General features: G+C 44.1%; 23 protein-coding genes and 1 other annotated feature. All 23 genes read left to right on the plus strand.

The features are described from left to right. Positions 1 to 53: 53 nt before the first annotated feature. The 23 genes from sigH (at position 54) to leuC (ending at position 26,369) form a co-directional block, all read left to right on the plus strand. On the plus strand, positions 54 to 704 hold the full coding sequence (gene sigH, locus Q0785_RS18320; RefSeq protein WP_298833453.1) for an RNA polymerase sporulation sigma factor SigH: 651 nt from the start codon (positions 54 to 56) through the stop codon (positions 702 to 704). A 69-nt stretch (positions 705 to 773) separates the two neighbouring features. Further along, on the plus strand, positions 774 to 920 hold the full coding sequence (rpmG, locus tag Q0785_RS18325; RefSeq protein WP_298833456.1) for a 50S ribosomal protein L33: 147 nt from the start codon (positions 774 to 776) through the stop codon (positions 918 to 920). A gap of 59 nt (positions 921 to 979) precedes the next feature. Beyond that, positions 980 to 1,165 (plus strand): preprotein translocase subunit SecE, encoded by a 186-nt coding sequence (gene secE / locus Q0785_RS18330; RefSeq protein ID WP_223643146.1) that lies wholly within the window; start codon positions 980 to 982, stop codon positions 1,163 to 1,165. 103 nt (positions 1,166 to 1,268) lie between these two features. Then, positions 1,269 to 1,802, plus strand: a complete 534-nt coding sequence (nusG, locus tag Q0785_RS18335; RefSeq protein ID WP_142830501.1) for a transcription termination/antitermination protein NusG — start codon at positions 1,269 to 1,271, stop codon at positions 1,800 to 1,802. A gap of 164 nt (positions 1,803 to 1,966) precedes the next feature. Beyond that, the gene (rplK, locus tag Q0785_RS18340; RefSeq protein WP_006828906.1) at positions 1,967 to 2,392 is read left to right on the plus strand and encodes a 50S ribosomal protein L11; all 426 of its coding nucleotides are present in this window, start codon (positions 1,967 to 1,969) and stop codon (positions 2,390 to 2,392) included. Positions 2,393 to 2,497: 105 nt separating this feature from the next. After that, a complete protein-coding gene (gene rplA, locus Q0785_RS18345; protein ID WP_223643148.1) occupies positions 2,498 to 3,196 on the plus strand; it encodes a 50S ribosomal protein L1 in 699 nt (232 codons plus the stop codon). Between the two features lie 42 nt (positions 3,197 to 3,238). Then, positions 3,239 to 3,387 (plus strand) — a sequence feature (ribosomal protein L10 leader region). A 31-nt stretch (positions 3,388 to 3,418) separates the two neighbouring features. Then, complete coding sequence (gene rplJ / locus Q0785_RS18350) at positions 3,419 to 3,919, plus strand: 50S ribosomal protein L10 (RefSeq protein ID WP_223643150.1); 501 nt, start codon at positions 3,419 to 3,421, stop codon at positions 3,917 to 3,919. A gap of 57 nt (positions 3,920 to 3,976) precedes the next feature. Next, entirely contained in the window at positions 3,977 to 4,336 is a 360-nt protein-coding gene (gene rplL / locus Q0785_RS18355) for a 50S ribosomal protein L7/L12 (protein WP_142830507.1), read from the plus strand. Positions 4,337 to 4,462: 126 nt separating this feature from the next. Further along, positions 4,463 to 5,065 carry a class I SAM-dependent methyltransferase gene (locus Q0785_RS18360; RefSeq protein ID WP_298833513.1) on the plus strand — a complete coding sequence of 201 codons (603 nt, stop codon included), beginning with the start codon at positions 4,463 to 4,465 and terminating at the stop codon, positions 5,063 to 5,065. A gap of 216 nt (positions 5,066 to 5,281) precedes the next feature. Further along, entirely contained in the window at positions 5,282 to 8,836 is a 3,555-nt protein-coding gene (rpoB, locus tag Q0785_RS18365) for a DNA-directed RNA polymerase subunit beta (RefSeq protein WP_298833515.1), read from the plus strand. 107 nt (positions 8,837 to 8,943) lie between these two features. Next, positions 8,944 to 12,549 carry a DNA-directed RNA polymerase subunit beta' gene (rpoC, locus tag Q0785_RS18370; RefSeq protein WP_298833516.1) on the plus strand — a complete coding sequence of 1,202 codons (3,606 nt, stop codon included), beginning with the start codon at positions 8,944 to 8,946 and terminating at the stop codon, positions 12,547 to 12,549. A 135-nt stretch (positions 12,550 to 12,684) separates the two neighbouring features. Continuing rightward, complete coding sequence (locus Q0785_RS18375) at positions 12,685 to 12,933, plus strand: ribosomal L7Ae/L30e/S12e/Gadd45 family protein (protein ID WP_223643160.1); 249 nt, start codon at positions 12,685 to 12,687, stop codon at positions 12,931 to 12,933. 97 nt (positions 12,934 to 13,030) lie between these two features. Further along, positions 13,031 to 13,450, plus strand: a complete 420-nt coding sequence (rpsL, locus tag Q0785_RS18380; protein WP_298833520.1) for a 30S ribosomal protein S12 — start codon at positions 13,031 to 13,033, stop codon at positions 13,448 to 13,450. 44 nt (positions 13,451 to 13,494) lie between these two features. Next, entirely contained in the window at positions 13,495 to 13,965 is a 471-nt protein-coding gene (gene rpsG, locus Q0785_RS18385) for a 30S ribosomal protein S7 (RefSeq protein WP_223643162.1), read from the plus strand. 51 nt (positions 13,966 to 14,016) lie between these two features. Further along, positions 14,017 to 16,095, plus strand: a complete 2,079-nt coding sequence (gene fusA, locus Q0785_RS18390) for an elongation factor G (RefSeq protein ID WP_298833522.1) — start codon at positions 14,017 to 14,019, stop codon at positions 16,093 to 16,095. A 114-nt stretch (positions 16,096 to 16,209) separates the two neighbouring features. Further along, positions 16,210 to 17,397: an elongation factor Tu gene (tuf, locus tag Q0785_RS18395; RefSeq protein WP_146559433.1), complete on the plus strand. Its 1,188-nt coding sequence runs from the start codon at positions 16,210 to 16,212 to the stop codon at positions 17,395 to 17,397. 326 nt (positions 17,398 to 17,723) lie between these two features. After that, positions 17,724 to 18,623: a branched-chain-amino-acid transaminase gene (ilvE, locus tag Q0785_RS18400; protein WP_298833526.1), complete on the plus strand. Its 900-nt coding sequence runs from the start codon at positions 17,724 to 17,726 to the stop codon at positions 18,621 to 18,623. Between the two features lie 343 nt (positions 18,624 to 18,966). After that, positions 18,967 to 20,694, plus strand: coding sequence for a biosynthetic-type acetolactate synthase large subunit (ilvB, locus tag Q0785_RS18405; RefSeq protein ID WP_298833528.1), 1,728 nt, complete (start codon positions 18,967 to 18,969; stop codon positions 20,692 to 20,694). Continuing rightward, positions 20,691 to 21,203, plus strand: coding sequence for an acetolactate synthase small subunit (gene ilvN, locus Q0785_RS18410; protein WP_223643171.1), 513 nt, complete (start codon positions 20,691 to 20,693; stop codon positions 21,201 to 21,203). The genes ilvB and ilvN overlap by 4 nt, the downstream gene beginning before the upstream one ends. A gap of 34 nt (positions 21,204 to 21,237) precedes the next feature. Continuing rightward, on the plus strand, positions 21,238 to 22,272 hold the full coding sequence (gene ilvC, locus Q0785_RS18415; protein WP_298833532.1) for a ketol-acid reductoisomerase: 1,035 nt from the start codon (positions 21,238 to 21,240) through the stop codon (positions 22,270 to 22,272). Then, positions 22,259 to 23,800, plus strand: a complete 1,542-nt coding sequence (locus Q0785_RS18420; RefSeq protein WP_298833535.1) for a 2-isopropylmalate synthase — start codon at positions 22,259 to 22,261, stop codon at positions 23,798 to 23,800. The genes ilvC and Q0785_RS18420 overlap by 14 nt, the downstream gene beginning before the upstream one ends. 31 nt (positions 23,801 to 23,831) lie before the next feature. After that, entirely contained in the window at positions 23,832 to 24,932 is a 1,101-nt protein-coding gene (gene leuB / locus Q0785_RS18425; RefSeq protein WP_298833538.1) for a 3-isopropylmalate dehydrogenase, read from the plus strand. 18 nt (positions 24,933 to 24,950) lie between these two features. Then, on the plus strand, positions 24,951 to 26,369 hold the full coding sequence (gene leuC, locus Q0785_RS18430) for a 3-isopropylmalate dehydratase large subunit (protein ID WP_298833541.1): 1,419 nt from the start codon (positions 24,951 to 24,953) through the stop codon (positions 26,367 to 26,369). The last annotated feature ends 25 nt before the right edge of the window (positions 26,370 to 26,394 follow it).

Here is a 26,394-nt window from a genome sequence, read left to right on the forward strand (position 1 = left end):
TTTCTTCCTGTATACTGAAGATATCGAGGCTCACGCAATCGGAGGGATCACCCGTGGAAAATCATGATCAAGTTCAGCCCCAACGATTCACCGACATGACAGATGAGGAACTTGTCAGTTTAGTCCACAGTGGAAACACGGAAGCATTGGATTTTTTGATTACAAAGTTCCGGCCTTTTGTACGAATGAAAGCGCGTTCGTATTTCCTGATCGGCGCTGATAAGGAAGATATTATCCAGGAAGGCATGATCGGGCTGTACAAGGCGATCCGCGATTTCCGGAGCGATAAATTATCTTCATTTCGTGCGTTTGCAGAACTGTGCATCATTCGTCAGATCATCACCGCCATCAAAACGGCTACGCGCCAAAAGCATATTCCGTTGAATTCCTATGTATCTCTGGACAAGCCGATTTATGACGAAGAGTCTGACCGGACCCTGATGGATGTCCTGACCGGAAACGGAGTGGACGATCCCGAAGACCTGATCATCCATAATGAGGAATTTCAGTATATGGAAGAAAAGATGGGCGAAGTACTAAGTGAACTTGAGCGTGAGGTGCTGACCCTCTACCTAGATGGCCAATCCTATCAGGAAATTTCAGAAAAGCTCGAACGCCATGTGAAATCGATTGACAATGCGCTGCAGCGGGTTAAGCGGAAACTGGAGCGCCACTTGCAAATCAATGAAATGCCGAGCTCCTGACGCGCGGTTGACAGGGCTGTTTGAAGGTGATAACCTTGAAAAAGCTGTAAACTTGAATAAGGTGATAACATGGCTGAAAAAATTGTTCTAAGCTGCTCGAAATGTGCATCCCGCAATTATACGGTTCCCGCGAAAGCGGAATCCAGCACACGTTTGGAACTCAAAAAATTCTGTGCTCATTGCAATGGGCATACCGTGCATAAACAAACGATATGAATTTTAACTGAATGCCGGACGATATAGAGTGATTTTGAAATTCGGAGGTTTTTTAAACAATGGGTAACATTGGCAGTTTCTTTAAGAATGTCGTTTCGGAAATGCGGAAAGTCAGCTGGCCGAAACGAAAAGAACTAACTCGTTATACGATCGTTGTTCTTTCTACTTGTATTTTCATGGCTCTCTTCTTCGCGGTAATTGACGCAGGCATCTCGGAAGTATTCCGTTGGTTCTTAGCACTGTAAGCAATTCGACAAGAATAACGCATAAAAAATAGCCCGTCATTCTATGAGAACGGGTTTTTTCATTTGGTAAAAAAGGAGGGATGGACGTTTAGTCCGCACGATTATGGAGAAAAATTGGTATGTAGTCCACACGTATTCCGGATATGAGAACAAAGTGAAGGCAAACCTGGAAAAGCGTGTAGAAACAATGGGTATGGAAGATCTTATTTTCCGCGTCATCATTCCTGAAGAACAGGAAACGGATTTTAAAGATGGCAAAAAACGTACAGTCATGCGCAAAACCTTCCCGGGTTATGTATTGGTCGAACTGATCATGACAGACGAATCCTGGTATGTGGTCAGAAACACACCAGGAGTTACAGGATTTATCGGTTCATCAGGCGGTGGAGCAAAACCGACGCCTTTATTGGATGAAGAAGTCGATTTCATCTTGAAACAGATGGGAATGACAGAACGTAAGGTGGATATTGACTTTGCAGTTGCCGATACAGTTGAAGTGATGGAAGGGCCATTCGCCAACTTCCAGGGTAAAGTGGAAGAAATCGATGATACAAAAGGCAAAGTTAAAGTGTCGATTGATATCTTCGGCCGCGAAACCAAAATGGAACTGGATTTCGAGCAAGTTCAAAAAGTATAAATGCCCCTTGCTATTCCGAATTATTAATGGTATTATTTCATAGGTCAGACTGTCATAGGACAATCTGTACAATTTAGCTAATTCTATCAACATCGTTGACAGACAGATATTGAGTGGGAGGGGAAACCCTATTACCACATCACGGACTTAAGGAGGTGTGTTTCGTGGCTAAAAAAGTTGTTAAAGTTGTAAAGTTGCAGATCCCTGCAGCAAAAGCTAATCCAGCGCCACCAGTTGGTCCAGCATTGGGTCAAGCAGGTGTTAACATCATGGGCTTCTGTAAGGAGTTCAACGCGCGTACGGCAGATCAAGCAGGACTGATCATTCCAGTTGAGATTTCAGTATTTGAAGATCGTTCATTTACATTCATTACGAAAACTCCACCCGCAGCTGTTCTATTAAAAGTAGCAGCCGGTATTGAATCAGGTTCAGGCGAACCGAACCGCAATAAAGTAGCGACTGTGAAACGCGACAAAGTTCGCGAAATCGCAGAAACTAAAATGCCAGATCTAAATGCTGCTTCAGTAGAAGCTGCAATGTTGATGGTTGAAGGTACTGCTCGCAGTATGGGCATTACAATCGAAGACTAATTCTAGCAGTTGTTTTTGGATGGGTTGCGCAGTTCATCATGAGCCGCGCAGCCTTTAATCGTGGGAGGTTCATTCCGTTATACCACAACAAGGAGGACGTTTAAAATGGCTAAAACAGGCAAAAAGCTGCAAGAAGCAGCAAAATTGATCGACCGTTCAAAACAATACGAAGCTAAAGAAGCGATCGAACTTGCGAAAAAAGCAAGCACAGTGAACTTTGACGCTACAGTAGAAGTGGCTTTCCGTCTAGGAATCGACACGCGTAAGAACGACCAGCAAATCCGTGGGGCAGTAGTACTTCCAAACGGAACTGGTAAAACTCAAAGCGTATTGGTTTTCGCTAAAGGCGAAAAACTGAAAGAAGCTGAAGCAGCTGGCGCAGATTTCGTTGGCGATGCTGAATATATCGAAAAAATCCAAAAAGGATGGTTTGACTTCGACGTGATCGTTGCAACTCCTGACATGATGGGTGAAGTTGGTAAACTTGGACGTGTTTTAGGGCCAAAAGGCTTAATGCCAAACCCGAAAACAGGCACAGTTACATTTGATGTAACAAAAGCTGTTCAGGAAATCAAAGCTGGTAAAGTGGAATACCGTGCAGATAAAACGGGTATCATCCATGCGCCAATCGGGAAAGTTTCTTTTGATGACAGCAAACTTGCTGAAAACTTGGAAGCAATCTATGACGTAGTACAAAAAGCGAAGCCAGCTTCTGCTAAAGGTACTTACATCAAATCGTTAAACGTTACTACTACAATGGGGCCTGCTGTTAAAGTAGATCCAACTAAAGTGGTTGCTAAATAAGATATTGACATCGTATTTTCACTCTGCTATACTAGCGGAGTTGTGAAATACCCATTTGTACCGCAGACAGCAGGGGCGCAAGACGCTTAATTTATCCCTGCCGAGGACATGATGAATTCAGATAACATCTTTTTGATGCTGATTTTATGCCTCTGTGTCTGTAATGGACCAGAGGCTTTTCTTATGGACGGTATAAATGAAAAATCTATAGGAGGTGCCAAAATGAGCAAAGCAGTTGAAACGAAAAAAGTTGTCGTGCAAACAATCGCTGATAAGTTCAGCGCTGCAGCTTCAGTTGTAGTTGTTGATTACCGTGGATTGAACGTTGCGCAATTAACAGAACTTCGTAAACAGCTTCGTGAAGCAGGCGTTGAGTTTAAAGTTTACAAAAACTCAATGACTCGCCGTGCGACAGAAATGCACGGACTTGAAGCGATCAACGAACACTTTACAGGACCAAACGCAATTGCATTTTCTAACGAAGATGTAGTAGCACCAGCGAGAATCATCAATACTTTCGCTAAAACGAACGACGCTCTAGAAATTAAAGCGGGTGTCATTGAAGGTGCGGTTGCATCTGCTGAAGATGTGAAAGCATTGGCAGAACTTCCATCACGCGATGGCTTGCTTTCTATGCTACTCAGCGTACTACAAGCTCCAATCCGCAACTTTGCAGCTACTACAAAAGCAGTTGCAGACCAGAAAGAAGAACAAGGCGCTTAATAAGTTAGCCGGCTAAGCACGACAAAAAATATTACCTATCAATAGGAGGAAACTATAATGACACAAGAACAAATCTTAGACGCAATCAAAGAAATGACAGTTCTTCAACTTAACGACCTAGTAAAAGCAATCGAAGAAGAGTTCGGCGTAACTGCTGCTGCTCCAGTTGCTGCTGCTGCTGGCGGCGCTGCTGCTGAAGAAGAGCAAACAGAATTCGACGTAGTTCTTACTTCTGCTGGCGATTCAAAAATCAAAGTAATCAAAGCAGTACGTGAAGTAACTGGTCTTGGTCTTAAAGAAGCGAAAGCTCTTGTAGACGAAGCTCCTAAAGCAATCAAAGAAGGCGCTACTAAAGAAGAAGCTGAAGAAATCAAAGGCAAACTTGAAGAAGTTGGCGCATCTGTAGAAGTTAAGTAATTTAATGATTTTATCAAAATGAAAGGAAAGCTCGTCAGTGTATAACCGACGGGCTTTTCTTCTTTTTAAATTCATTTGCATAGCGGGCAGTGGCCTGTAATAAGGTGAACGCAAGGAGGGCTTTACATGTCTCAACATTATTATTCTAAAAATCCCCAAACAAAAAGCAATCCTCGAGAATGGACAGACGTGTTGCGTGGTGAAAAATTCCGTTTCCAGACTGACACTGGTGTCTTCAGTAAAAGTGAAGTTGATTTTGGTTCGCGACTATTGATCGAAACATTCGAAGAAGCTGAGGTAGGTGGACCGATGCTGGATGTCGGCTGCGGTTATGGCCCGATTGGAATGGCGGTCGCGAAAGCATTTCCTCAAAAACAAGTTCATATGGTGGATGTTAATGCACGCGCCATCGAACTGGCAAAAAAAAATGTTGAAAAAAATGATATTTCTAATGTCGAGATTTATGAAAGCGATGGTTTAAGTGCTGTTGAAATTGATGGTTTCTCTGCAATTTTAACAAACCCGCCGATTCGGGCAGGAAAAGAAACCATTTTTCGTTTTTATGAAGAAGCTGCTGAAAAGTTAGCGGATGGTGGATCGTTGTGGGTGGTTATCCAGAAAAAGCAGGGTGCTCCTTCTACGCAGGTGAAACTGGAAGAGCTTTTCGGTGAAGTAAAAGTGGTCGATAAGAAGAAAGGCTACTTTATTTTTGAGGCCAGAAAAGTTTGACTTGACAAAACGGCTGTGTTATTATAATGAAATGCAAAATTTATTATTTTGAGGTCGTTTGCCCTTTTTCGGGCTTGGCATGACGACAGAGCTAATCACGTGTAAACCGAAAATGGGCTGCTCTTTAGTCTCGTTTTCTTTTTGTCTTTTCGATATCATACACTATTTTGTAGAAATCGCAAAGACCTATAATCGTTTTATTGAGGGGTGAATAAGTTGGTAGGTCAACTAGTTCAGTACGGTCAACATCGTCAACGCAGAAGTTTTTCGAGAATCAGTGAAGTGCTGGATCTTCCGAACTTGATTGAAATTCAATCATCATCTTACGAATGGTTCCTTGAAGAAGGACTTCGCGAAATGTTCCGGGATATCTCGCCGATTGAAGATTTCACAGGAAATCTGTCACTCGAGTTTGTTGATTACAGTCTCGCGGAACCGAAGTATCCAGTCGATGAATCGAAAGAGCGCGACGTTACTTATGCAGCGCCTTTGCGCGTCAAAGTACGTCTGCACAACAAAGAAACAGATGAAGTGAAAGAACAGGATGTCTTTATGGGAGATTTCCCATTAATGACAGAAACGGGTACTTTCGTCATCAACGGCGCAGAACGCGTCATCGTTTCCCAATTGGTTCGTTCGCCAAGTGTTTATTTTCATGACAAGACAGATAAAAATGGTAAAAAAGGTTTCGGGGCAACTGTTATTCCAAACCGTGGCGCCTGGTTGGAATATGAAACAGATGCGAAGGATGTCGTGTACGTCAGAATTGACCGCACACGTAAACTGCCAGTAACAGTTCTTTTGAGAGCGCTTGGTTTCGGATCTGACCAGGAAATCATCGATTTACTTGGAGATAACGAATTCCTTCAAAATACGCTTGAAAAAGATAACACAGAAAGCACGGAAAAAGCGCTTCTTGAAATCTACGAACGCTTACGCCCTGGTGAGCCGCCAACAGTTGAAAGTGCGAAGAGCTTATTGTACTCACGCTTTTTCGACCCAAAACGCTATGACCTAGCAAATGTCGGCCGTTATAAAATGAACAAGAAGCTTCATATTAAAAATCGTCTCTTCAATCAGACCATCGCTGAAACATTGGCGGATCCTGAAACAGGCGAAATTTTAGTGGAAGCTGGCACATTGATTGATCGTCGTGTACTTGATCGCTTGATTCCAAACTTGGAAAATGGAGTTGGTTTCCATACTGTTTCCCAAGTAGGTGGTGTCTTGGAAGGTGAAGTCACCTTGCAGTCGATTAAAATCTACGCGCCAAACAACGAGGACCAAAAAGAAATCACTGTCATCGGTAATGCTTATATAGAAGATAAGATCAAGCATGTAACACCGGCTGATATTATTTCTTCTATCAGTTACTTCTTTAACCTTCTTTATGGTGTCGGAAACACGGATGACATCGATCATCTTGGTAACCGCCGTCTCCGTTCAGTGGGTGAATTGCTGCAGAACCAGTTCCGTATCGGATTATCCCGTATGGAGCGCGTGGTACGTGAGCGTATGTCGATCAATGATACACAAGCAATCGTTCCTCAGCAATTGATCAATATCCGTCCGGTTATTGCATCGATTAAAGAGTTCTTCGGCAGCTCTCAGCTTTCGCAGTTTATGGATCAAACCAATCCATTAGCTGAATTGACGCATAAACGCCGTCTATCGGCGCTTGGACCCGGTGGTTTAACGCGTGAACGCGCAGGCTTTGAAGTGCGTGACGTTCACTACTCCCACTATGGCCGTATGTGTCCGATTGAAACGCCTGAGGGACCGAACATTGGCTTGATCAACACTCTTTCAACATTTGCGAAAGTGAATAAGTTCGGTTTCATTGAAACTCCTTATCGCCGTGTAGATGCTGAAACCGGAGTGGTCACAGAACACATTGACTACTTGACTGCTGATGAAGAAGATAATTATGTAGTGGCCCAGGCCAATTCGAAGTTGAATGACGATGGTTCATTTGTTGAAGAAGGCGTTGTTGCACGTTTCCGCGGCGAGAACACCGTTTACAAACGCGGCAGCATCGACTACATGGATGTTTCTCCGAAGCAGGTTGTTTCAGTAGCGACAGCTTGTATCCCGTTCCTTGAAAATGATGACTCCAACCGAGCATTAATGGGAGCGAACATGCAGCGTCAAGCAGTTCCATTATTGAACCCGGAAGCTCCTTTTGTAGGAACCGGAATGGAGCACTTGGCAGCACGTGATTCTGGGGCAGCTGTAGTAGCGAAAAATGATGGTATTGTAGAATATGTGGAAGCTAAGGAAATTTCTGTCCGCCGTATCGAAGTTGTCGATGGCAATGAAGTCCGTGGCGACCTTGACACTTACAGACTGCAGAAATTCGTCCGTTCCAACCAAGGAACAAGCTATAACCAACGCCCGATCGTTAAAGTTGGAGACCGTATTTCCAAACGCGATATTCTTGCTGACGGACCTTCAATGGAACGTGGAGAGATGGCATTAGGAAGAAACGTACTGGTAGCCTTCATGACATGGGATGGTTTTAACTACGAAGATGCGATCATCATGAGTGAGCGTTTAGTAAAAGACGATGTTTACACATCTGTCCATATCGAAGAGTATGAATCCGATTCGCGTGATACGAAATTGGGACCTGAAGAAATTACGCGCGATATCCCGAACGTAGGGGAAGACGCATTGCGTAACTTGGATGACCGCGGAATTATCCGTGTCGGAGCTGAAGTGAAAGATGGAGATATTCTGGTTGGTAAAGTAACTCCTAAAGGCGTTACTGAATTGACTGCTGAAGAACGTCTTCTTCATGCGATCTTTGGGGAAAAAGCACGTGAAGTGCGCGATACTTCATTGCGGGTGCCTCACGGCGCTGGCGGTATTGTACTGGATGTTAAAATCTTCAACCGTGAAGATGGAGACGAATTGCCACCGGGTGTTAACCAGCTGGTTCGTGCATATATCGTTCAAAAACGTAAAATCTCTGTTGGCGATAAAATGGCTGGACGTCACGGAAACAAAGGTGTTATCTCAAGAATTCTTCCTGAAGAAGATATGCCATTCATGCCAGACGGCACACCGGTCGACATCATGTTGAACCCACTAGGTGTACCATCTCGTATGAATATCGGTCAGGTACTTGAATTACATCTTGGAATGGCTTCCCGTTCACTTGGAATTCATATGGCTTCATCCGTATTTGATGGAGCGAATGAAGAAGATGTGCTGGAAACAATGGAAGAGTCAGGTATGCCACGCGATGGCAAAACGATTCTTTATGATGGCCGTTCTGGCGAATCCTTCGATAACCGTGTGTCTGTAGGTATCATGTACATGATTAAACTTGCCCACATGGTCGATGATAAATTGCACGCCCGCTCAACTGGACCTTACTCACTGGTTACACAACAGCCATTGGGTGGTAAAGCGCAATTCGGCGGACAGCGTTTTGGTGAAATGGAAGTATGGGCACTTGAAGCATATGGTGCCGCGCATACATTACAGGAAATCTTAACGGTTAAGTCGGATGATGTCGTAGGCCGTGTTAAAACTTATGAAGCAATTGTTAAAGGCGAAAGTGTGCCGGAACCAAGCGTACCGGAATCATTTAAAGTTTTGATCAAAGAGCTTCAAAGTTTAGGCATGGACGTTAAGATGTTGACGATTGATGATGAAGAAATTGAGTTGCGCGATTTGGATGAAGAAGAAGATCTTCAGCCTGCGGATTCATTGAACATCCTGCCGATTGCAGATACAGAAGCACCGGTTGGAACTATTGATTAATACCTATTGGATTCGAACGGCTTTAACCGGCCGTTCTCCATTTATTCACTTAGCCATTACCGAGGAAGAGCCGTACAGAAACTCGAGACAAAAGGGAGGTAGGCTCCTTGATAGATGTTAATAATTTTGAGTATATGAAAATCGGATTAGCGTCACCCGATAAAATTCGCTCATGGTCTTATGGAGAAGTCAAAAAGCCAGAAACAATCAATTACCGTACACTGAAACCTGAAAAAGATGGTTTGTTCTGTGAACGTATTTTCGGTCCTACAAAAGACTGGGAATGCCATTGTGGTAAATACAAGCGTGTTCGTTATAAAGGCGTCGTCTGCGATCGCTGTGGCGTTGAAGTCACACGTTCAAAAGTTCGTCGTGAGCGCATGGGCCACATTGAACTAGCAGCTCCTGTATCACATATCTGGTATTTTAAAGGGATTCCGAGCCGTATGGGACTTATCTTAGATATGTCTCCGCGTTCACTTGAAGAAGTTATTTATTTTGCTTCTTATGTAGTCATTGATCCTGCGGATACACCGCTTGAGAAGAAACAACTTCTTTCTGAAAAAGAATACCGCGCTTACCGTGATAAGTTTGGGAAAAAATTCCAAGCTGCTATGGGAGCAGAAGCAATCAAGCGTCTATTGCAGGAAATCGACCTTGAACGCGAAACGGATTCTTTAAAAGAAGAATTGAAAACAGCTCAAGGCCAACGCCGCACCCGTGCGATCAAACGCCTTGAAGTGGTTGAGTCATTCCGTAACTCAGGTAATAATCCTGATTGGATGATTCTTGATGTTCTACCTGTTATTCCACCCGAACTTCGCCCGATGGTTCAATTAGACGGGGGCCGCTTTGCGACTTCTGATTTAAATGATCTCTATCGCCGCGTAATCAACCGGAATAACCGCTTGAAGCGTCTTTTAGACCTTGGAGCACCAAGTATCATTGTTCAAAACGAGAAACGCATGCTTCAGGAAGCTGTTGATGCATTGATCGATAACGGCCGTCGCGGTCGTCCGGTCACAGGACCTGGTAACCGTCCATTGAAATCTCTTTCTCATATGTTGAAAGGGAAGCAAGGGCGTTTCCGTCAGAACCTTCTTGGTAAACGAGTGGATTATTCGGGCCGTTCGGTTATCGTAGTTGGACCTAACCTGAAAATGTATCAATGTGGTTTGCCAAAAGGTATGGCAATTGAATTGTTTAAACCTTTCGTTATGAAAGAATTGGTTGAACGTGGATTGGCCCATAACATCAAGAGTGCAAAACGCAAAATCGAACGTCTTCATTCTGAAGTTTGGGATGTATTGGAAGATGTCATCAAGGAGCATCCGGTTCTATTGAACCGAGCACCGACTCTTCACAGATTGGGTATCCAGGCGTTTGAACCAACATTAGTTGAAGGTAAAGCAATCCGTCTTCATCCGCTTGTATGTACTGCATACAATGCCGATTTCGATGGTGACCAAATGGCTGTTCACGTACCTCTATCATCCGAAGCGCAAGCAGAAGCAAGATTGTTGATGCTTGCAGCTCAAAACATTTTGAATCCAAAAGACGGAAAACCTGTTGTAACACCATCTCAGGATATGGTTCTAGGAAACTATTACTTAACACTTGAGCGTAAAGGTGCTACAGGAGAAGGCGCAACTTTCTCAGGACCTGAAGAAGTGATGATCGCTTATCAAACAGGCCATGTGCACTTGCATACACGTATTGCAATCCAAGCTGGAGCCGTCAACAACCCGACATTCACAGAAGAACAGAACAAAATGCTTTTATTGACAACTGTCGGTAAAATTATTTTCAATGAAATTCTGCCGAAGTCATTCCCATATATCAACGAACCGACTGATTACAATCTGCAGGTGGAAACACCATCGAAATATTTCGTCGCGACAACGACGGATATTCGTAAGCATATTGAAGAAGCGGAACTTGTGACACCGTTCAAGAAGAAAATTCTTGGTGAAATCATCGCAGAAGTATTCAAGCGTTTCCATATTACGGAAACTTCTAAAATGCTTGACCGCATGAAGAGCCTTGGATTTAAATATTCTACACAAGCTGGCATCACTGTTGGTGTGGCGGATATCGTAGTTCTTCCGGATAAGGGAGAAATTCTGGTTGATGCCCAAGAAAATGTAGATAAAGTAATGAAACAATTCCGTCGCGGATTGATTACAGAAGAAGAACGATATGCACGTGTCATTTCGTATTGGAGTAATGCAAAAGACATCATCCAGAGCAAACTGATGGCGTCTCTTGATAACTTGAATCCAATCTTTATGATGAGTGATTCCGGAGCTCGTGGTAACGCATCTAACTTTACGCAGCTCGCGGGTATGCGCGGATTGATGGCCAACCCGGCTGGACGCATTATCGAACTTCCGATTAAATCTTCCTTCCGTGAAGGATTGACAGTACTTGAATATTTCATCTCTACCCACGGTGCGCGTAAAGGTCTTGCCGATACAGCACTTAAAACAGCCGATTCTGGTTATCTGACTCGTCGTCTGGTAGACGTTGCACAAGATGCAATTGTCCGCGAAAATGACTGTGGCACTGACCGAGGCTTGCTGGTAGGAGCGTTGATGGAAGGCACAGAAGTGATTGAAGAACTTGATGAGCGTATCGTTGGCCGTCATGCTAAGAAAACAATCCGCCATCCGGAAACAAAAGAAATAATTGTAGCGAAAGATGAATTGATTACACAAGATTTGACTCGCCTGATTATTGAAGCGGGAATCAAAGAAGTAACGATTCGCTCTGCGTTCACATGTAATACAAAACACGGCGTTTGTAAGAAATGTTACGGCACTAACCTGGCAACTGGAGACGAAGTTGAAGTGGGCGAAGCAGTAGGTATTATTGCAGCTCAATCAATCGGAGAACCAGGAACTCAGCTTACGATGCGTACATTCCATACAGGCGGGGTTGCAGGAGACGATATCACACAAGGTCTTCCGCGTATCCAGGAAATATTCGAATCGCGTAACCCGAAAGGCCAGGCAGTAATTTCTGAAATTACAGGTACAGTTACTGAAATCGATGAAATCCGTGAAGGCCAGAAAGAAGTAACGATTCAAGGTGATGTTGAAACACGTAAATACCTGGCTCCTTATAATGCGCGCATCAAGGTTCAAGTTGATGACGTCATCGTTCGAGGCGAAGTATTGACGGATGGTTCAATCGATCCGAAACAATTGCTTCAAGTAAAAGACGTTCAGGCTGTTCAAGTGTATCTATTGAAAGAAGTTCAGAAAGTATACCGTATGCAAGGGGTAGAAATCGGTGATAAGCACGTAGAAGTTATGGTCCGTCAAATGTTCCGTAAAGTACGTGTTATTGAAGCCGGCGATACTGAATTGCTTCCAGGTTCACTTTTGGATATTCACCAATTCACTGAAGCCAACGTCAAAGCGGTGCTCGAAGGCAACTTGCCGGCTACAAGCCGTCCTGTAATCCTCGGTATCACGAAAGCTTCTCTTGAAACAGAATCATTCCTATCAGCCGCGTCCTTCCAGGAAACGACCCGCGTCTTAACAGATGCAGCGATCAAAGGGAAACGTGATGAGCTTCTGGGATTGAAAGAGAATGTGATCATCGGTAAACTTGTTCCAGCCGGAACAGGAATGCAACGTTACCGCCAAATTAAAATTGCTCAAAGCGAAAAAGCTGCGAAGCAGGAAATCGTCGGAACAGAGTCATAAAATAGATAGATGAGTTCCGGGGAGCTTTTAAAACCTCCCCGGGATTTTTTAAGAATTCAGTTGACAGCATTGTCATAGAATGATAATATGTTGAGGGTTGATGGTTAACGGTCTGACACTTTGGAGGATATGCAAATGTCTAATGAAAAAGTAAAACAGGCAAGTCAAATAATCATCGGTACAAAGCAGACAGTAAAAGCATTAAAAAGCGGTATTGTCCAAGAGATAATAGTGGCAAAAGACGCGGACGATCGAATGACCGAACAGATTATCCAACTAGCCTTAGAAAAAGGTATTCGGATCGAATTTGCAGATTCACGATTGAAGCTTGGCAAAGCATATGGCATTAATGTCGGTGCAGCTGCTGTGGCTATTACTGGATAACAGTTTTTGTGTAAAACACAAAGACTTTGTTTTTTACCCAAAAATGAACCACCTGGATATGTGGTATTAGAACACCTTTTGAGAGGAGGAAAAATCGATGCCTACAATTAACCAATTAGTTAACAAGCCTCGTAAACCAAAGAGCACGAAATCAGATTCACCAGCGTTAAACAAAGGGTATAACAGCTTTAAAAAGTCTCAGACTAACGTGACATCACCACAGAAACGTGGAGTATGTACTCGTGTTGGTACGATGACACCTAAAAAACCAAACTCCGCATTGCGTAAATATGCGCGTGTACGTTTGACGAACCAAATTGAGGTTAATGCTTACATCCCTGGAGAAGGTCACAACCTTCAAGAGCACAGTGTAGTTCTTCTTCGCGGCGGACGCGTAAAAGATTTACCGGGTGTGCGTTACCATATCGTACGTGGAGCACTTGATACAGCTGGAGTTACCGGCCGTATGCAAAGCCGTTCTAAATACGGAACTAAACGTCCTAAAGTAAAAAAATAATAAGTTAAATAAACGAAGAGATTTCGTTGAAAGGAGGAACATACATGCCTCGTAAAGGTCCTGTAGCTAAACGTGACGTGTTGCCAGATCCAATTTATAATTCAAAATTGGTGACACGCTTAATTAATAAAATGATGGTTGATGGAAAAAGAGGTACTTCACAAAAGATCCTATACGGAGCGTTTGAGTTAGTTAAAGAACGCAGCGGTAAAGATCCGATTGAAGTATACGAACAAGCATTGACTAACGTTATGCCAGTTCTTGAAGTACGCGCTCGCCGTGTTGGTGGAGCTAACTACCAAGTACCGGTTGAAGTTCGTCCTGAACGCCGTACAACTTTAGGTCTTCGCTACCTTGTAAACTATTCACGTCTTCGTGGAGAGAAAACAATGGAAGAGCGTTTGGCTAATGAAATTTTAGATGCAGCTAACAACACTGGTTCGGCTGTTAAGAAACGTGAAGATATTCATAAAATGGCGGAAGCAAACAAAGCGTTTGCTCACTATCGCTGGTAATTTCTTTCGAGATGTTTACATCTTAATCCGAAATGGAAGGAGAAAAACAACATGGCTAGAGAGTTCTCCTTAGACAAAACACGTAATATCGGGATCATGGCACACATTGATGCTGGTAAAACGACTACTACGGAGCGTATTTTATATTACACTGGTAGAATCCACAAAATTGGGGAAACGCATGAAGGTGCTTCTCAAATGGACTGGATGGAGCAAGAGCAGGAACGTGGAATCACAATCACGTCTGCTGCTACAACTGCTTCATGGAAAAGCCATCGTGTTAACATCATCGATACTCCAGGGCACGTAGACTTCACTGTAGAAGTTGAACGTTCATTGCGCGTACTTGATGGTGCTGTTACAGTTCTTGATGCTCAATCAGGTGTTGAGCCTCAGACTGAAACAGTTTGGCGCCAAGCTACAACATACGGAGTTCCACGTATCGTATTCATCAATAAAATGGATAAAATCGGTGCTGATTTCCTTTACTCTGTAGGTACTTTACATGATCGCCTACAAGCAAATGCTCACCCGATCCAATTGCCAATCGGCGCAGAAGACGATTTTTCAGCAATTATTGACCTTGTTGAAATGAACGCGCGCTTCTATGCAAACGATTTGGGAACTGAAATCACAGAAGGTGAAATTCCTGAAGAGTATAAAGAGCTTGCTGAAGAGTGGCACACTAAACTAGTGGAAGCTGTTGCTGAGCTTGATGAAGACTTAATGGAAAAATATCTTGGTGGGGAAGAAATCACTGTAGAAGAACTTAAAGCTGGTATCCGTAAAGGAACACTAGATGTTGAGTTTTACCCAGTGGTTTGCGGAACTGCATTTAAAAACAAAGGGGTTCAATTAATGCTTGATGCAGTAATTGATTACCTACCATCTCCACTTGATGTACCACCAATGACTGGTGTTCTTCCGGATTCAGATGAAGAAGTATTGCGTAAGCCTAGCGAAGACGAGCCATTCTCTGCGTTGGCGTTTAAAGTAATGACAGATCCATACGTTGGGAAATTGACTTTCTTCCGTGTGTACTCTGGTTCTCTTAAATCTGGTTCGTATGTTCAGAACTCTTCTAAAGGCAAGCGTGAGCGCGTAGGACGTATCCTTCAAATGCACGCAAACTCCCGTGAAGAAATCGCTGAAGTATATTGCGGAGATATTGCTGCTGCTATCGGCCTTAAAGATACATCGACTGGTGATACTTTAAGTGACGAGAAACAACAAGTAATTCTTGAACGCATGGTATTCCCAGAACCTGTAATTTCACTTTCTGTGGAGCCTAAGTCAAAAGCGGATCAAGATAAAATGGGTCAAGCCCTTGCAAAACTGCAAGAAGAAGATCCAACTTTCCGTGCGCATACTGACCAGGAAACTGGCCAAACGATCATCGCAGGTATGGGTGAGCTTCACCTTGATATCCTAGTTGACCGTATGCGCCGTGAATTCAACGTAGAAGCTAACGTGGGTGCACCTCAGGTATCTTACCGTGAGACATTCCGTGAGTCTGCTAAAGTTGAAGGTAAATTCGTACGCCAATCTGGTGGACGCGGACAATTCGGACACGTTTGGATTGAGTTCTCTCCAAACGAAGAAGGAGCAGGTTTTGAATTTGAAAATGGTATCGTTGGTGGTGTTGTTCCACGTGAATACATCCCAGCAGTTGAAGCGGGTCTGCGCGACTCTCTAGACAACGGTGTTATTGCCGGATATCCTTTGATCGATATCAAAGCACGCTTGTTCGACGGTTCTTACCATGATGTTGACTCGAATGAGATGGCATTTAAAGTTGCTGCTTCGATGGCACTTAAAAATGCAATTTCTAAAGTTAGACCGGTTCTTCTTGAGCCAATTATGCGTGTTGAGGTTGTTATCCCTGAGGAATACCTTGGAGATATCATGGGTGACATTACGTCACGCCGAGGCCGTGTAGAAGGTATGGACGCTCGTGGAAACGCGCAAGTAGTTCGTGCTATGGTACCTCTTGCAGAAATGTTCGGTTATGCAACTTCATTGCGTTCAAACACGCAAGGCCGTGGTGTATTCTCAATGCACTTCGATCACTATGAAGAAGTACCGAAATCAATTTCTGAAGAAATCATCAAAAAAAATAAAGGTCAATAATTGAATTTTGATCTTTAATAAAGTATAAATAGTTTGTATGCTCGGAATAATAGGGCCCTATTATTTCGGCACTTCAAGCGAACATTCACTTACATTTTGAGGAGGATTTTTCTAATGGGAAAAGCTAAATTTGATCGTTCTAAAACGCACGCGAATATTGGTACAATTGGTCACGTCGACCACGGTAAAACAACTTTGACTGCAGCAATCGCTACAGTTCTAGCTAAAAAATCAGGCGGGGAAGCTCGTTCTTACGCTCAAATCGACAACGCTCCTGAAGAAAAAGAGCGCGGTATCACAATCAATACTTCACACGTTGAGTATGAAACTGAAACACGCCACTATGCACACGTAGATTGCCCTGGACACGCCGATTATGTTAAAAACATGATTACTGGTGCTGCTCAAATGGACGGCGGGATCCTAGTAGTATCTGCTGCTGACGGCCCAATGCCACAAACTCGTGAGCACATTCTTCTTTCACGTCAAGTTGGTGTTCCTTACCTAGTAGTATTCATGAACAAATGCGATATGGTAGATGATGAAGAACTTCTTGAACTAGTTGAAATGGAAGTCCGCGATCTTCTTTCTGAATATGACTTCCCTGGTGATGACATTCCTGTCATCAAAGGTTCTGCTCTTAAAGCTCTTGAAGGAGAAGCAGAATGGGAAGATAAAATCGTTGAATTGATGAACGCGGTTGATGAGTATATCCCTACTCCACCACGTGATACTGACAAGCCATTCATGATGCCTGTTGAGGATGTATTCTCAATCACTGGCCGTGGTACTGTTGCTACTGGACGCGTTGAACGCGGACAAATCAAAATCGGTGATAACGTTGATATCATTGGTCTTACTGAAGAGCCAAAATCTACTACTGTAACTGGTGTAGAAATGTTCCGTAAATTGCTTGACTATGCTGAAGCTGGCGACAACATTGGTGCACTTCTTCGCGGGGTTTCTCGTGATGACGTACAACGTGGACAAGTATTGGCTAAACCAGGCACAATTACTCCACACACTGAGTTCAAAGCTGAAGTTTACGTTCTTTCAAAAGAAGAGGGTGGACGTCACACTCCATTCTTCACAAACTACCGTCCACAGTTCTACTTCCGTACAACTGATGTAACTGGCGTTTGTAACCTTCCTGAAGGTGTAGAAATGGTTATGCCTGGAGACAACATCGAAATGATCGTTTCTCTAATCTCTCCTATCGCACTTGAAGAAGGAACTAAGTTCTCTATCCGTGAGGGTGGACGTACTGTAGGCGCTGGCGTTGTTGCTACAATCACTAAGTAATAACTGCTGAGTGTTGATTAAAGACCTTGTCTCATTAAACTGAGACAAGGTCTTTTTTTGCTTTAATACGAAGTATTAAGAGAAATTTCAGCTAAATTAAAGGGTTGTTCATAAAATATTCAAACTTTTTAAAAAATCTATTAAACTCAGTAATAGCAACAATGAAAACGGATACATAGTTTACGAATATTCAAAATTAATAAAAATATAGCATGAAGTTGATTGACACGCCTTCAAATAGGCGATATGATAGCAACAATTTACAAGACGCAAACTGAATTCGATATATTGCATATTATAAAACTTTCGAGAAAGAAGTGGACATCATGAGCGAACAATTAATTTATTTAAATGGTGAATTCGTTAAAAAGGAAGACGCTAAAATTTCAGTTTATGATCACGGTTTTTTATACGGTGATGGTGTATTTGAAGGAATCCGTTCTTACAACGGTAATGTCTTTCGGCTGGAAGAACATTTAGAGCGGCTTTACGATTCAGCAAAATCCGTGATGCTCGAGATTCCACATACTTTTGAAGAAATGACTAAAATAGTCGTTCAAACATTAAGAGAAAACAAATTTAAAGATGCTTATATTCGTCTTATCGTTTCGCGAGGTGTCGGAAATCTTGGATTAGATCCTTATAGCTGTTCCCATCCGAGTGTGATTGTAATCGCTGAACCTTTATCGCTGTTTCCGAAATCGATGTATGAAACAGGGATTGAAATTGTCTCGGTTGCTACACGCAGAAGCCGTTCAGATGTATTAAGCCCTAAAGTTAAATCACTGAATTACATGAATAATATTTTAGTTAAACTTGAAGCCCACTTAGCGGGTGTTTCTGAAGCGCTTATGCTGAATGACCAAGGTTATGTAGCTGAAGGGTCAGCGGACAACATCTTCATTGTCCGTAAAAATAAGTTATTGACACCTCCAGGCTATGTAGGAGCACTTGAAGGAATTACACGCAATGCAATTATGGATGTAGCTGCTGAAAAAGGCTACGACATCCAAGAAGGCGTTTTTACAAGACATGATGTGTATGTAGCGGATGAAGTTTTCCTTACCGGAACTGCTGCTGAAGTAATTGCGGTAGTTAAAGTGGACGGTCGAGTGATCGGCGAAGGAAAGCCAGGTCCAGTTACGAATGACTTGCTAGAATCATTCAGAGAGTTAGTTCAGAATGATGGCGTAAAGGTGTATAGCGATCATTTAAATGCAGTATAAAAAAATAGAAGTTCAACTCAATGACGAGGTTAAAGTAGATGGAAACTGTATTCACAGAGAGCCGGTACAGGTGGAAGCCGGTAATACAACCATTTGCGACATCCCCTCTGAGTGGATTGCTGAAAAGCTTCGGCTGTTTAGGTAGTCCCGGTGGTTTGCAAGTTAGAAATCATCGTTATCAGCGGATAAGCAAGACTTATCCATGAGGCTGCGGTTGCGCAGTGAAATAGGGTGGTACCATGAAACTTTTTCATCCCTATGCGAAGAACATGTTTCTTTGTGTAGGGATGGAAAAGTTTTTTTGTTTTATTCCACCGGAGACTTAGAAAAGGAGGCGGAAGGATTGGGAGTAAACGTACAGGTTAGAGAAGAAGTTAAACAGAAGCTGACAGGTAATGGTGCAGACGTACTGATTCAATCTTTAAAAGGTCAAGGTGTAGAAATCATTTTTGGATATCCAGGAGGCGCGGTGCTGCCAATTTACGATGCCTTGCACAAAAATCCAATACGCCATGTATTGGCTAGACACGAACAAGGTGCAATCCATGCCGCTGAAGGCTATGCAAGAGTATCCGGGAAAGTCGGAGTTGTTCTTGCTACATCAGGTCCTGGAGCTACGAATTTAGTGACCGGCATAGCGGATGCCATGCTGGATTCCTTGCCACTGGTCATCTTCACGGGCCAAGTTGCAACTTCCGTAATTGGAACAGATGCTTTCCAGGAAGCGGATATCATCGGCATTACACAACCGATTACAAAGCATAATTACCAAGTGAAAAAAGTGGCGGATCTTCCGAGAATCATTAAAGAAGCCTTCTATATTGCTTCCACAGGTCGTCCTGGTCCGGTTCTGGTCGATATCCCTAAAAATATTGCAACCGAATTGTTCATGTCCAATAAAGAAGAAGAGGCCGTGTATCTACCCGGTTATCAACCGACAACAAACCCGAATTACCTGCAAATCCAAAAAGCTGCACAATTATTATCACAGGCGAAAAAGCCATTGATCTTAGCTGGGGCTGGTATACTCGCTGCAAAAGCGACAGAAGAGCTGAAAACTTTTTCTGAAAGGCACCAAATTCCAATCACTAACACATTACTCGGTTTGGGCAGTATCGCTGGCGAACACGAACTATTCCTAGGAATGGCCGGCATGCACGGAACTTATACAGCGAATACAGCGATTTGTGATTGTGATGTGTTATTGAACGTAGGCGCCCGGTTCGATGATCGGTTGACGGGGAATCTCGCAAGCTTTGCTCCAAACGCACAAGTCATCCATATCGATATCGACCCTGCAGAAATCGGCAAAAATGTTCCAACAGCGATCCCGATTGTAGCGGATGCTAAAGAAGCGTTGTCTCAATTGCTCAATCAAACGTTTGAAAGCCCGGATACCGCTGAATGGTTAGCGAAGCTATCCGGTGACAAAGTGGAATATCCACTTCAGTATCATTTGAAAGGTCGGGAGGGTATTCTCCCTCAGCAAGCGGTTGAGTTGATACACCGCTTGACCGGAGGCAATGCAGTCGTAACTACGGATGTAGGCCAGCACCAAATGTGGGCGGCTCAATACTACCGCTTCAATAACCCGCATAATTGGGTGACATCGGGTGGCCTTGGCACAATGGGCTTTGGTTTCCCGGCAGCCATCGGGGCACAATTAGCAAAACCGGATAAGCAGGTTATCTCTATTGTAGGAGATGCAGGATTCCAAATGACTTTACAGGAACTGTCGTTGCTTCAAGAGCTGCGGCTTCCAGTGAAGGTTGTTATCTTGAACAACCAAAGCCTCGGTATGGTCAGGCAGTGGCAGGAAACATTCTACGAAGGGCGTTATTCCCAGTCGTTGATTCCTGTACAACCTGATTTTGTGAAGCTGGCTGCAGCTTACGATATCAAAGGGTATAAAGTGGAAACGATGGAAGAAGCAGAAGCGGTTTTCGCAGAAGCATTTAATTCAAACGAGCCAGCCTTGATCGATTGCCGCGTGGTGCAGTTGGAATGTGTTTATCCGATGGTTGCGCCTGGCAAAGGCTTGGATGAAATGATCGGAGTGAAAGGCGAATGAGACGAGTCATTACAACAACAGTGATCAACCAAAGCGGGGTGTTGAACCGTGTTACTGGGTTGCTGATGAAACGGCAGTTCAACATCGAAAGCATTTCGGTCGGCCACACAGAGCAACCTGGTATATCGAAAATGACTTTTGTGGTGAATGTAGAAGATAAAGGCAAATTGGAGCAGTTATTGAAGCAGCTGCAAAAACAAATTGATGTGCTCAAAGTGAATGACATTACCGATAAGGCGATGGTGATGAGAGAACTGGCACTGGTCAAAGTGGTCGTTCCTCCAGCAGTCCGAAATGAGGTTCTCAGTATTGTTGAGCCGTTTCGGGCAACGGTGGTCGATATGAGCAAAAACGTAACAACATTCCAAGTAACAGGCGATCCAGAAAAAATTGAAGCGTTTATTGATCTGATGAGACCATATGGTGTGAAAGAGCTGACCCGAACCGGGGTATCCGCTTTTGTCAGAGAAACACAAAAAGCACAAACACCGCAATTGAACATCCTATAAAAAACCTAAACCCAAACTCGAGGAGGAAATTAAAATGGCAAAAATGTATTATAACCAAGATGTAAACGAACAGGTACTTAAAGGAAAGACAATCGCGGTGATCGGATATGGTTCTCAAGGCCATGCACATGCTCAAAACTTAAAAGAATCCGGTTTTGATGTAGTAGTTGGAGTTCGTCCAGGTAAATCATTCGATCAGGCTAAAAATGACGGCATGAAAGTCGTTACCGTAAAAGAAGCAGCAGAAGCGGCAGACGTCATCATGATCTTAGTACCGGATGAAAAACAGACACAAATCTACAACGCAGAAATCAAACCAGCATTAACAGCCGGTAAATCACTTGTTTTCGCACACGGCTTCAATGTTCACTTTAATCAGATTGTTGCACCTGAAGACGTGGACGTATTCCTGGTAGCGCCGAAAGGCCCGGGACATCTTGTGCGCCGTACTTACGAAGCGGGTGCTGGAGTTCCTGGATTGATCGCAATCCATCAAAATGTTACAGGACAAGCTCAGGAAGTGGCGCTTGCTTATGCAAAAGGAATCGGAGCTACACGCGCAGGCGTTTTGGAAACGACATTCAAAGAAGAAACGGAAACAGATCTATTCGGAGAACAAGCCGTCCTTTGCGGCGGTGTGACTTCTCTTGTAAAAGCTGGGTTTGAGACGCTTGTTGAAGCCGGATACCAACCGGAAGTTGCATACTTCGAATGTATGCATGAATTGAAATTGATCGTTGATCTTATGTATGAAGGCGGCTTGTCAGGAATGCGCTACTCAATTTCCGATACAGCTCAATGGGGAGATTTTGTTTCAGGACCACGTATTGTTGATGCAGATACAAAAGCCCGCATGAAAGATGTACTTACGGATATTCAAACAGGGAAATTCGCAAAAGGCTGGTTGCTTGAAAACCAATTGAACCGTCCGGAATTCACTGCAATCGAAAAAGCGGAAGAATCTCATCAAATTGAACAAGTTGGACGTGAATTGCGTGCGATGATGCCATTCGTCAATGAAGGCAAAAAAGTTAAACAAAAAGAGGTGGTTGCCAATGTCACAAATTGATATTTTCGATACGACATTACGAGACGGAGAACAGTCGGCCGGGATCAACTTGAACACAGCAGAGAAAATCGAAATCGCCCGCCAGCTTGAACGTCTGGGAGTGACGATTATCGAATCAGGGTTTCCTGCTTCATCTCCAGGAGACTTTGACGCTGTGCAGCGAATCGCAGGCACCGTGAAGAATTCAATCGTAACGGGTTTGGCCCGTTCGATTGAAAGTGATATTGATCGGACATGGGAAGCATTAAAAGGAGCGGAACAACCGCATATTCATATCTTTTTAGCGACTTCACCCATCCATATGGAAACAAAATTATTCAAAACACCGGAGCAGGTTGTGGAATTGGCAGTAGCATCGGTAAAATATGCGCGTAAGTTCTTCCCGTTGGTCCAATGGTCAGCGGAAGATGCTTCCCGTTCGGATCCGGAATTCCTGGCTCATATTATCCGCAAAGTCATTGAAGCCGGCGCCACAACGATCAACCTTCCAGACACGGTTGGTTATGCAACTCCTCATGAGTACGGTGCCATGTTCAAATACATGACTGAAAATGTAGCGGGAATTGAAAAAGTGAAGCTGTCAGCCCATTGCCATAATGATTTGGGCATGGCGACAGCCAATACCTTGGCGGCTATTGAAAATGGGGCTACTCAAATTGAGGGAACCATCAATGGCATCGGTGAACGTGCCGGAAACGTCGCACTTGAAGAAATTGCGGTCGCTTTGCATATCCGCAAACAGATCTTTAATATCGAAACGGGCATCAATCTTCATGAAATCAAACGCACAAGCCAACTGGTCAGCCAGTTGACAGGCAGTTTGATTCAGCCGAACAAAGCGGTCGTCGGTAAAAATGCGTTTGCCCATGAATCCGGTATCCATCAGGATGGCATGCTGAAGAACCCGTTGACTTATGAAATCATTACACCGGAATTGATCGGTGATGCAGCGACTGAGTTGGTACTTGGTAAACATTCGGGACGACACGCCTTTAAAGATCGGGCCGTCAAGATGGGCTTTGATTTATCTGATGAGAAGTTAAATAAAGCATTTGTTGAATTTAAGAAGTTAGCCGATAGCAAGAAGGAAATTCTGGAAGATGATCTTTACGTACTGCTGACCGATCAACAAATCCATGACACTGAAACACCGGTTTATAAACTGGAGAGTGTACAGGTGCAATATGGTACAGCAAACATTCCGACAGCCACTGCTTCTGCTTATCATCCGAATGGGGAATTGATCAACGAAGCAGCTACTGGAGCCGGCTCGGTTGAAGCGATCTTCAACACGCTGGAACGGATTGTCGAAGGAAAAGTCCATATTCTTGATTACCGTGTGACGTCCATCGGTAAAGGGCGCGATGCCTTAGGTGAAGCGGTTATCAATATGAGTTATAACGGCGAGACAGTCACTGGCCGCGATGTTGCACAGGATGTCCTGGAAGCAACAGCAAAAGCATATTTAAATGCAGTCAATCGTCAAATCGTCCAAGTCGGGAAAAAAGTCAGGATGTCTGCAGTGTAAAAAGAACAGATTGAAAGAGGAGGAATTTAAAATGAAAAAAACAATAGCGGTATTGCCAGGAGACGGAATTGGACCAGAAGTAACAGATGCAGCGGTAAAGGTGCTGCAATCCATTGCAATGCGTTATGGACATACTTTTCATTTAAAGCATGCGGCAATCGGTGGCACAGCGGTTGATCAATTTGAAAACCCACTGCCTCAGCAAACCATTGAGGTTTGTGAAGCGAGCGACGCGATTCTCCTCGGTGCGGTCGGAGGAACGAAATGGGACAGTAATCCCGCTCATCTGCGTCCTGAAAAAGGGCTTTTGAACATCCGGAAGCATTTTGATTTGTTCGCCAATATCCGCCCGGTCAAAGCGATACCTTCGTTGCTGGCTTCGTCTCCTTTAAAAGAAGAAGTGGCGAAAGAAGTGGATATGGTCATCGTCCGCGAATTGACGAGTGGCTTGTATTTCGGGGAACCGAAACGCCGCTCCGAGAAATCGGCAGTGGATACATTGGTTTATACGAGACAGGAAATCGAACGCATTGTTAATCAGGCGTTTGAAATCGCCCGCACACGCAAAGGCAAAGTGACTTCGGTCGATAAAGCTAATGTACTGGAAACCAGCAAACTATGGCGCGAAGTCGTGGAAGAACGCCGTAAAGCGTATCCGGATATCGAAGTGGAGCATATGTTGGTCGATTCGGCAGCGATGAAACTGATTACGGATCCACGGGCTTTCGATGTCATGGTAACAGAGAATATGTTCGGTGATATTTTAAGCGATGAGGCTTCGGTCATCACAGGTTCACTCGGAATGCTGCCATCTGCAAGCATCCGTTCAGACGGCTTTGGCCTTTACGAACCGGTACATGGTTCAGCACCGGATATCGCAGGACAAAACAAAGCGAATCCATCTGCTGCCATCTTGTCAGCTGCTATGATGTTGAAGCATTCATTCGGCCTTCATACGGAAGCTGCTGCGATTGAAAAAGCAGTAATGAGCGTTCTGGAAGATGGCTATTGCACGGGAGATTTGGCTGGGCATGGAAAACGTGTAGTTTCAACCGATCGATTTGTAACGAAAGTTGTAGAAGAACTGGAAAGAGAATTTGTATCAGAACACATCATGTATTCTTATGTGTAAGTGAAAGGAGCGGTTCGCATGGCAAAAACAATCATAGAAAAAATTTGGGAACAACATATCGTCTTCGAAGAGCAAGGAAAGCCGGACCTGCTATATATCGATCTTCATTTATTGCATGAGGTGACATCTCCGCAAGCGTTTGAAGGGCTTCGGCTGAACGGACGGAAAGTCCGCCGTCCGGATCTTTGCTTCGCTACAATGGACCATAACGTTCCTACGCGAAACCGGGAAACCATTACAGATCCCATTTCGCGGAAACAGATCAAAACTTTGCAGGATAATTGCGACGAGTTCGGTGTTCCGCTTGCGGGAATCAACCATCCAGACCAAGGAATCGTCCACGTGATCGGACCAGAACTAGGTTTGACGCAACCCGGCAAGACCATCGTCTGTGGGGATAGCCATACCTCAACGCACGGTGCCTTCGGTGCTTTGGCATTTGGTATCGGCACCAGCGAAGTGGAGCACGTCTTGTCCACCCAAACGCTATGGCAATCAAAACCGAAAACCATGGAAGTTCGGATTGACGGAAAATTGGGCTTTGGTGTTTCTTCTAAAGACGTCATCCTGGCTATTATTTCGAAATTCGGCATCGACATGGGAACTGGCTACATCATGGAGTATACAGGTGAAGCCATCCGTGGGTTGTCGATGGAAGAACGCATGACTATCTGCAATATGTCGATTGAAGCAGGCGCACGGGCTGGATTGATCAGTCCTGATGAAAAGACGGTGGAATACTTGAGAGGGCGCAGAAACGTGCCTGAAGGTGACGCGTTTGAAAAAGAAGCTGCGCGTTGGCTGGCTCTTGCAACAGATGAAGGCGCACAGTATGATGCGTCTGTGACGATTCATGCAGATGAGATTTCTCCATTCGTTACATGGGGAACCAATCCTTCAATGGGATCAGGCATTGCGGAAAGCGTTCCATCTGAAGCGGACTATGATAAACAGTCGGATAAAGATGCGTTGAAGCAAGCTTTGGCTTATATGCACCTGGAAGAAGGGACACCACTTTCTTCGATTGATATCCAGCATGTCTTTATCGGCTCTTGTACGAATGCCCGTCTTGGTGACTTGCGTGCAGCCAGTGAAATTGTCAAAGGCAGAAAAGTGCATCCATCCGTAACAGCAATTGTTGTTCCTGGATCTGAAACAGTCAAACGTGCAGCAGAACAGGAAGGCTTGGATCAGGTATTTCTTGAAGCCGGCTTTGAATGGCGTGAGACAGGATGCAGCATGTGCCTGGCGATGAATGAAGACTCGGTGCCTGCGGGCGAACGTTGTGCGTCCACATCCAACCGGAATTTTGAAGGACGCCAGGGAGCGGGATCGATGACGCATCTGGTAAGCCCTGTAATGGCAGCAGCCGCTGCGATTGAAGGCCATCTGACAGATGTCCGCAATTACATGAAAGAGTCCGTACCATCAGCATGACAGTCGGAAATGAGGAGGCCCATCG

Source organism: uncultured Planococcus sp. (assembly GCF_947501725.1).
Classification (GTDB): Bacteria; Bacillota; Bacilli; order Bacillales_A; family Planococcaceae; genus Planococcus; species Planococcus donghaensis_C.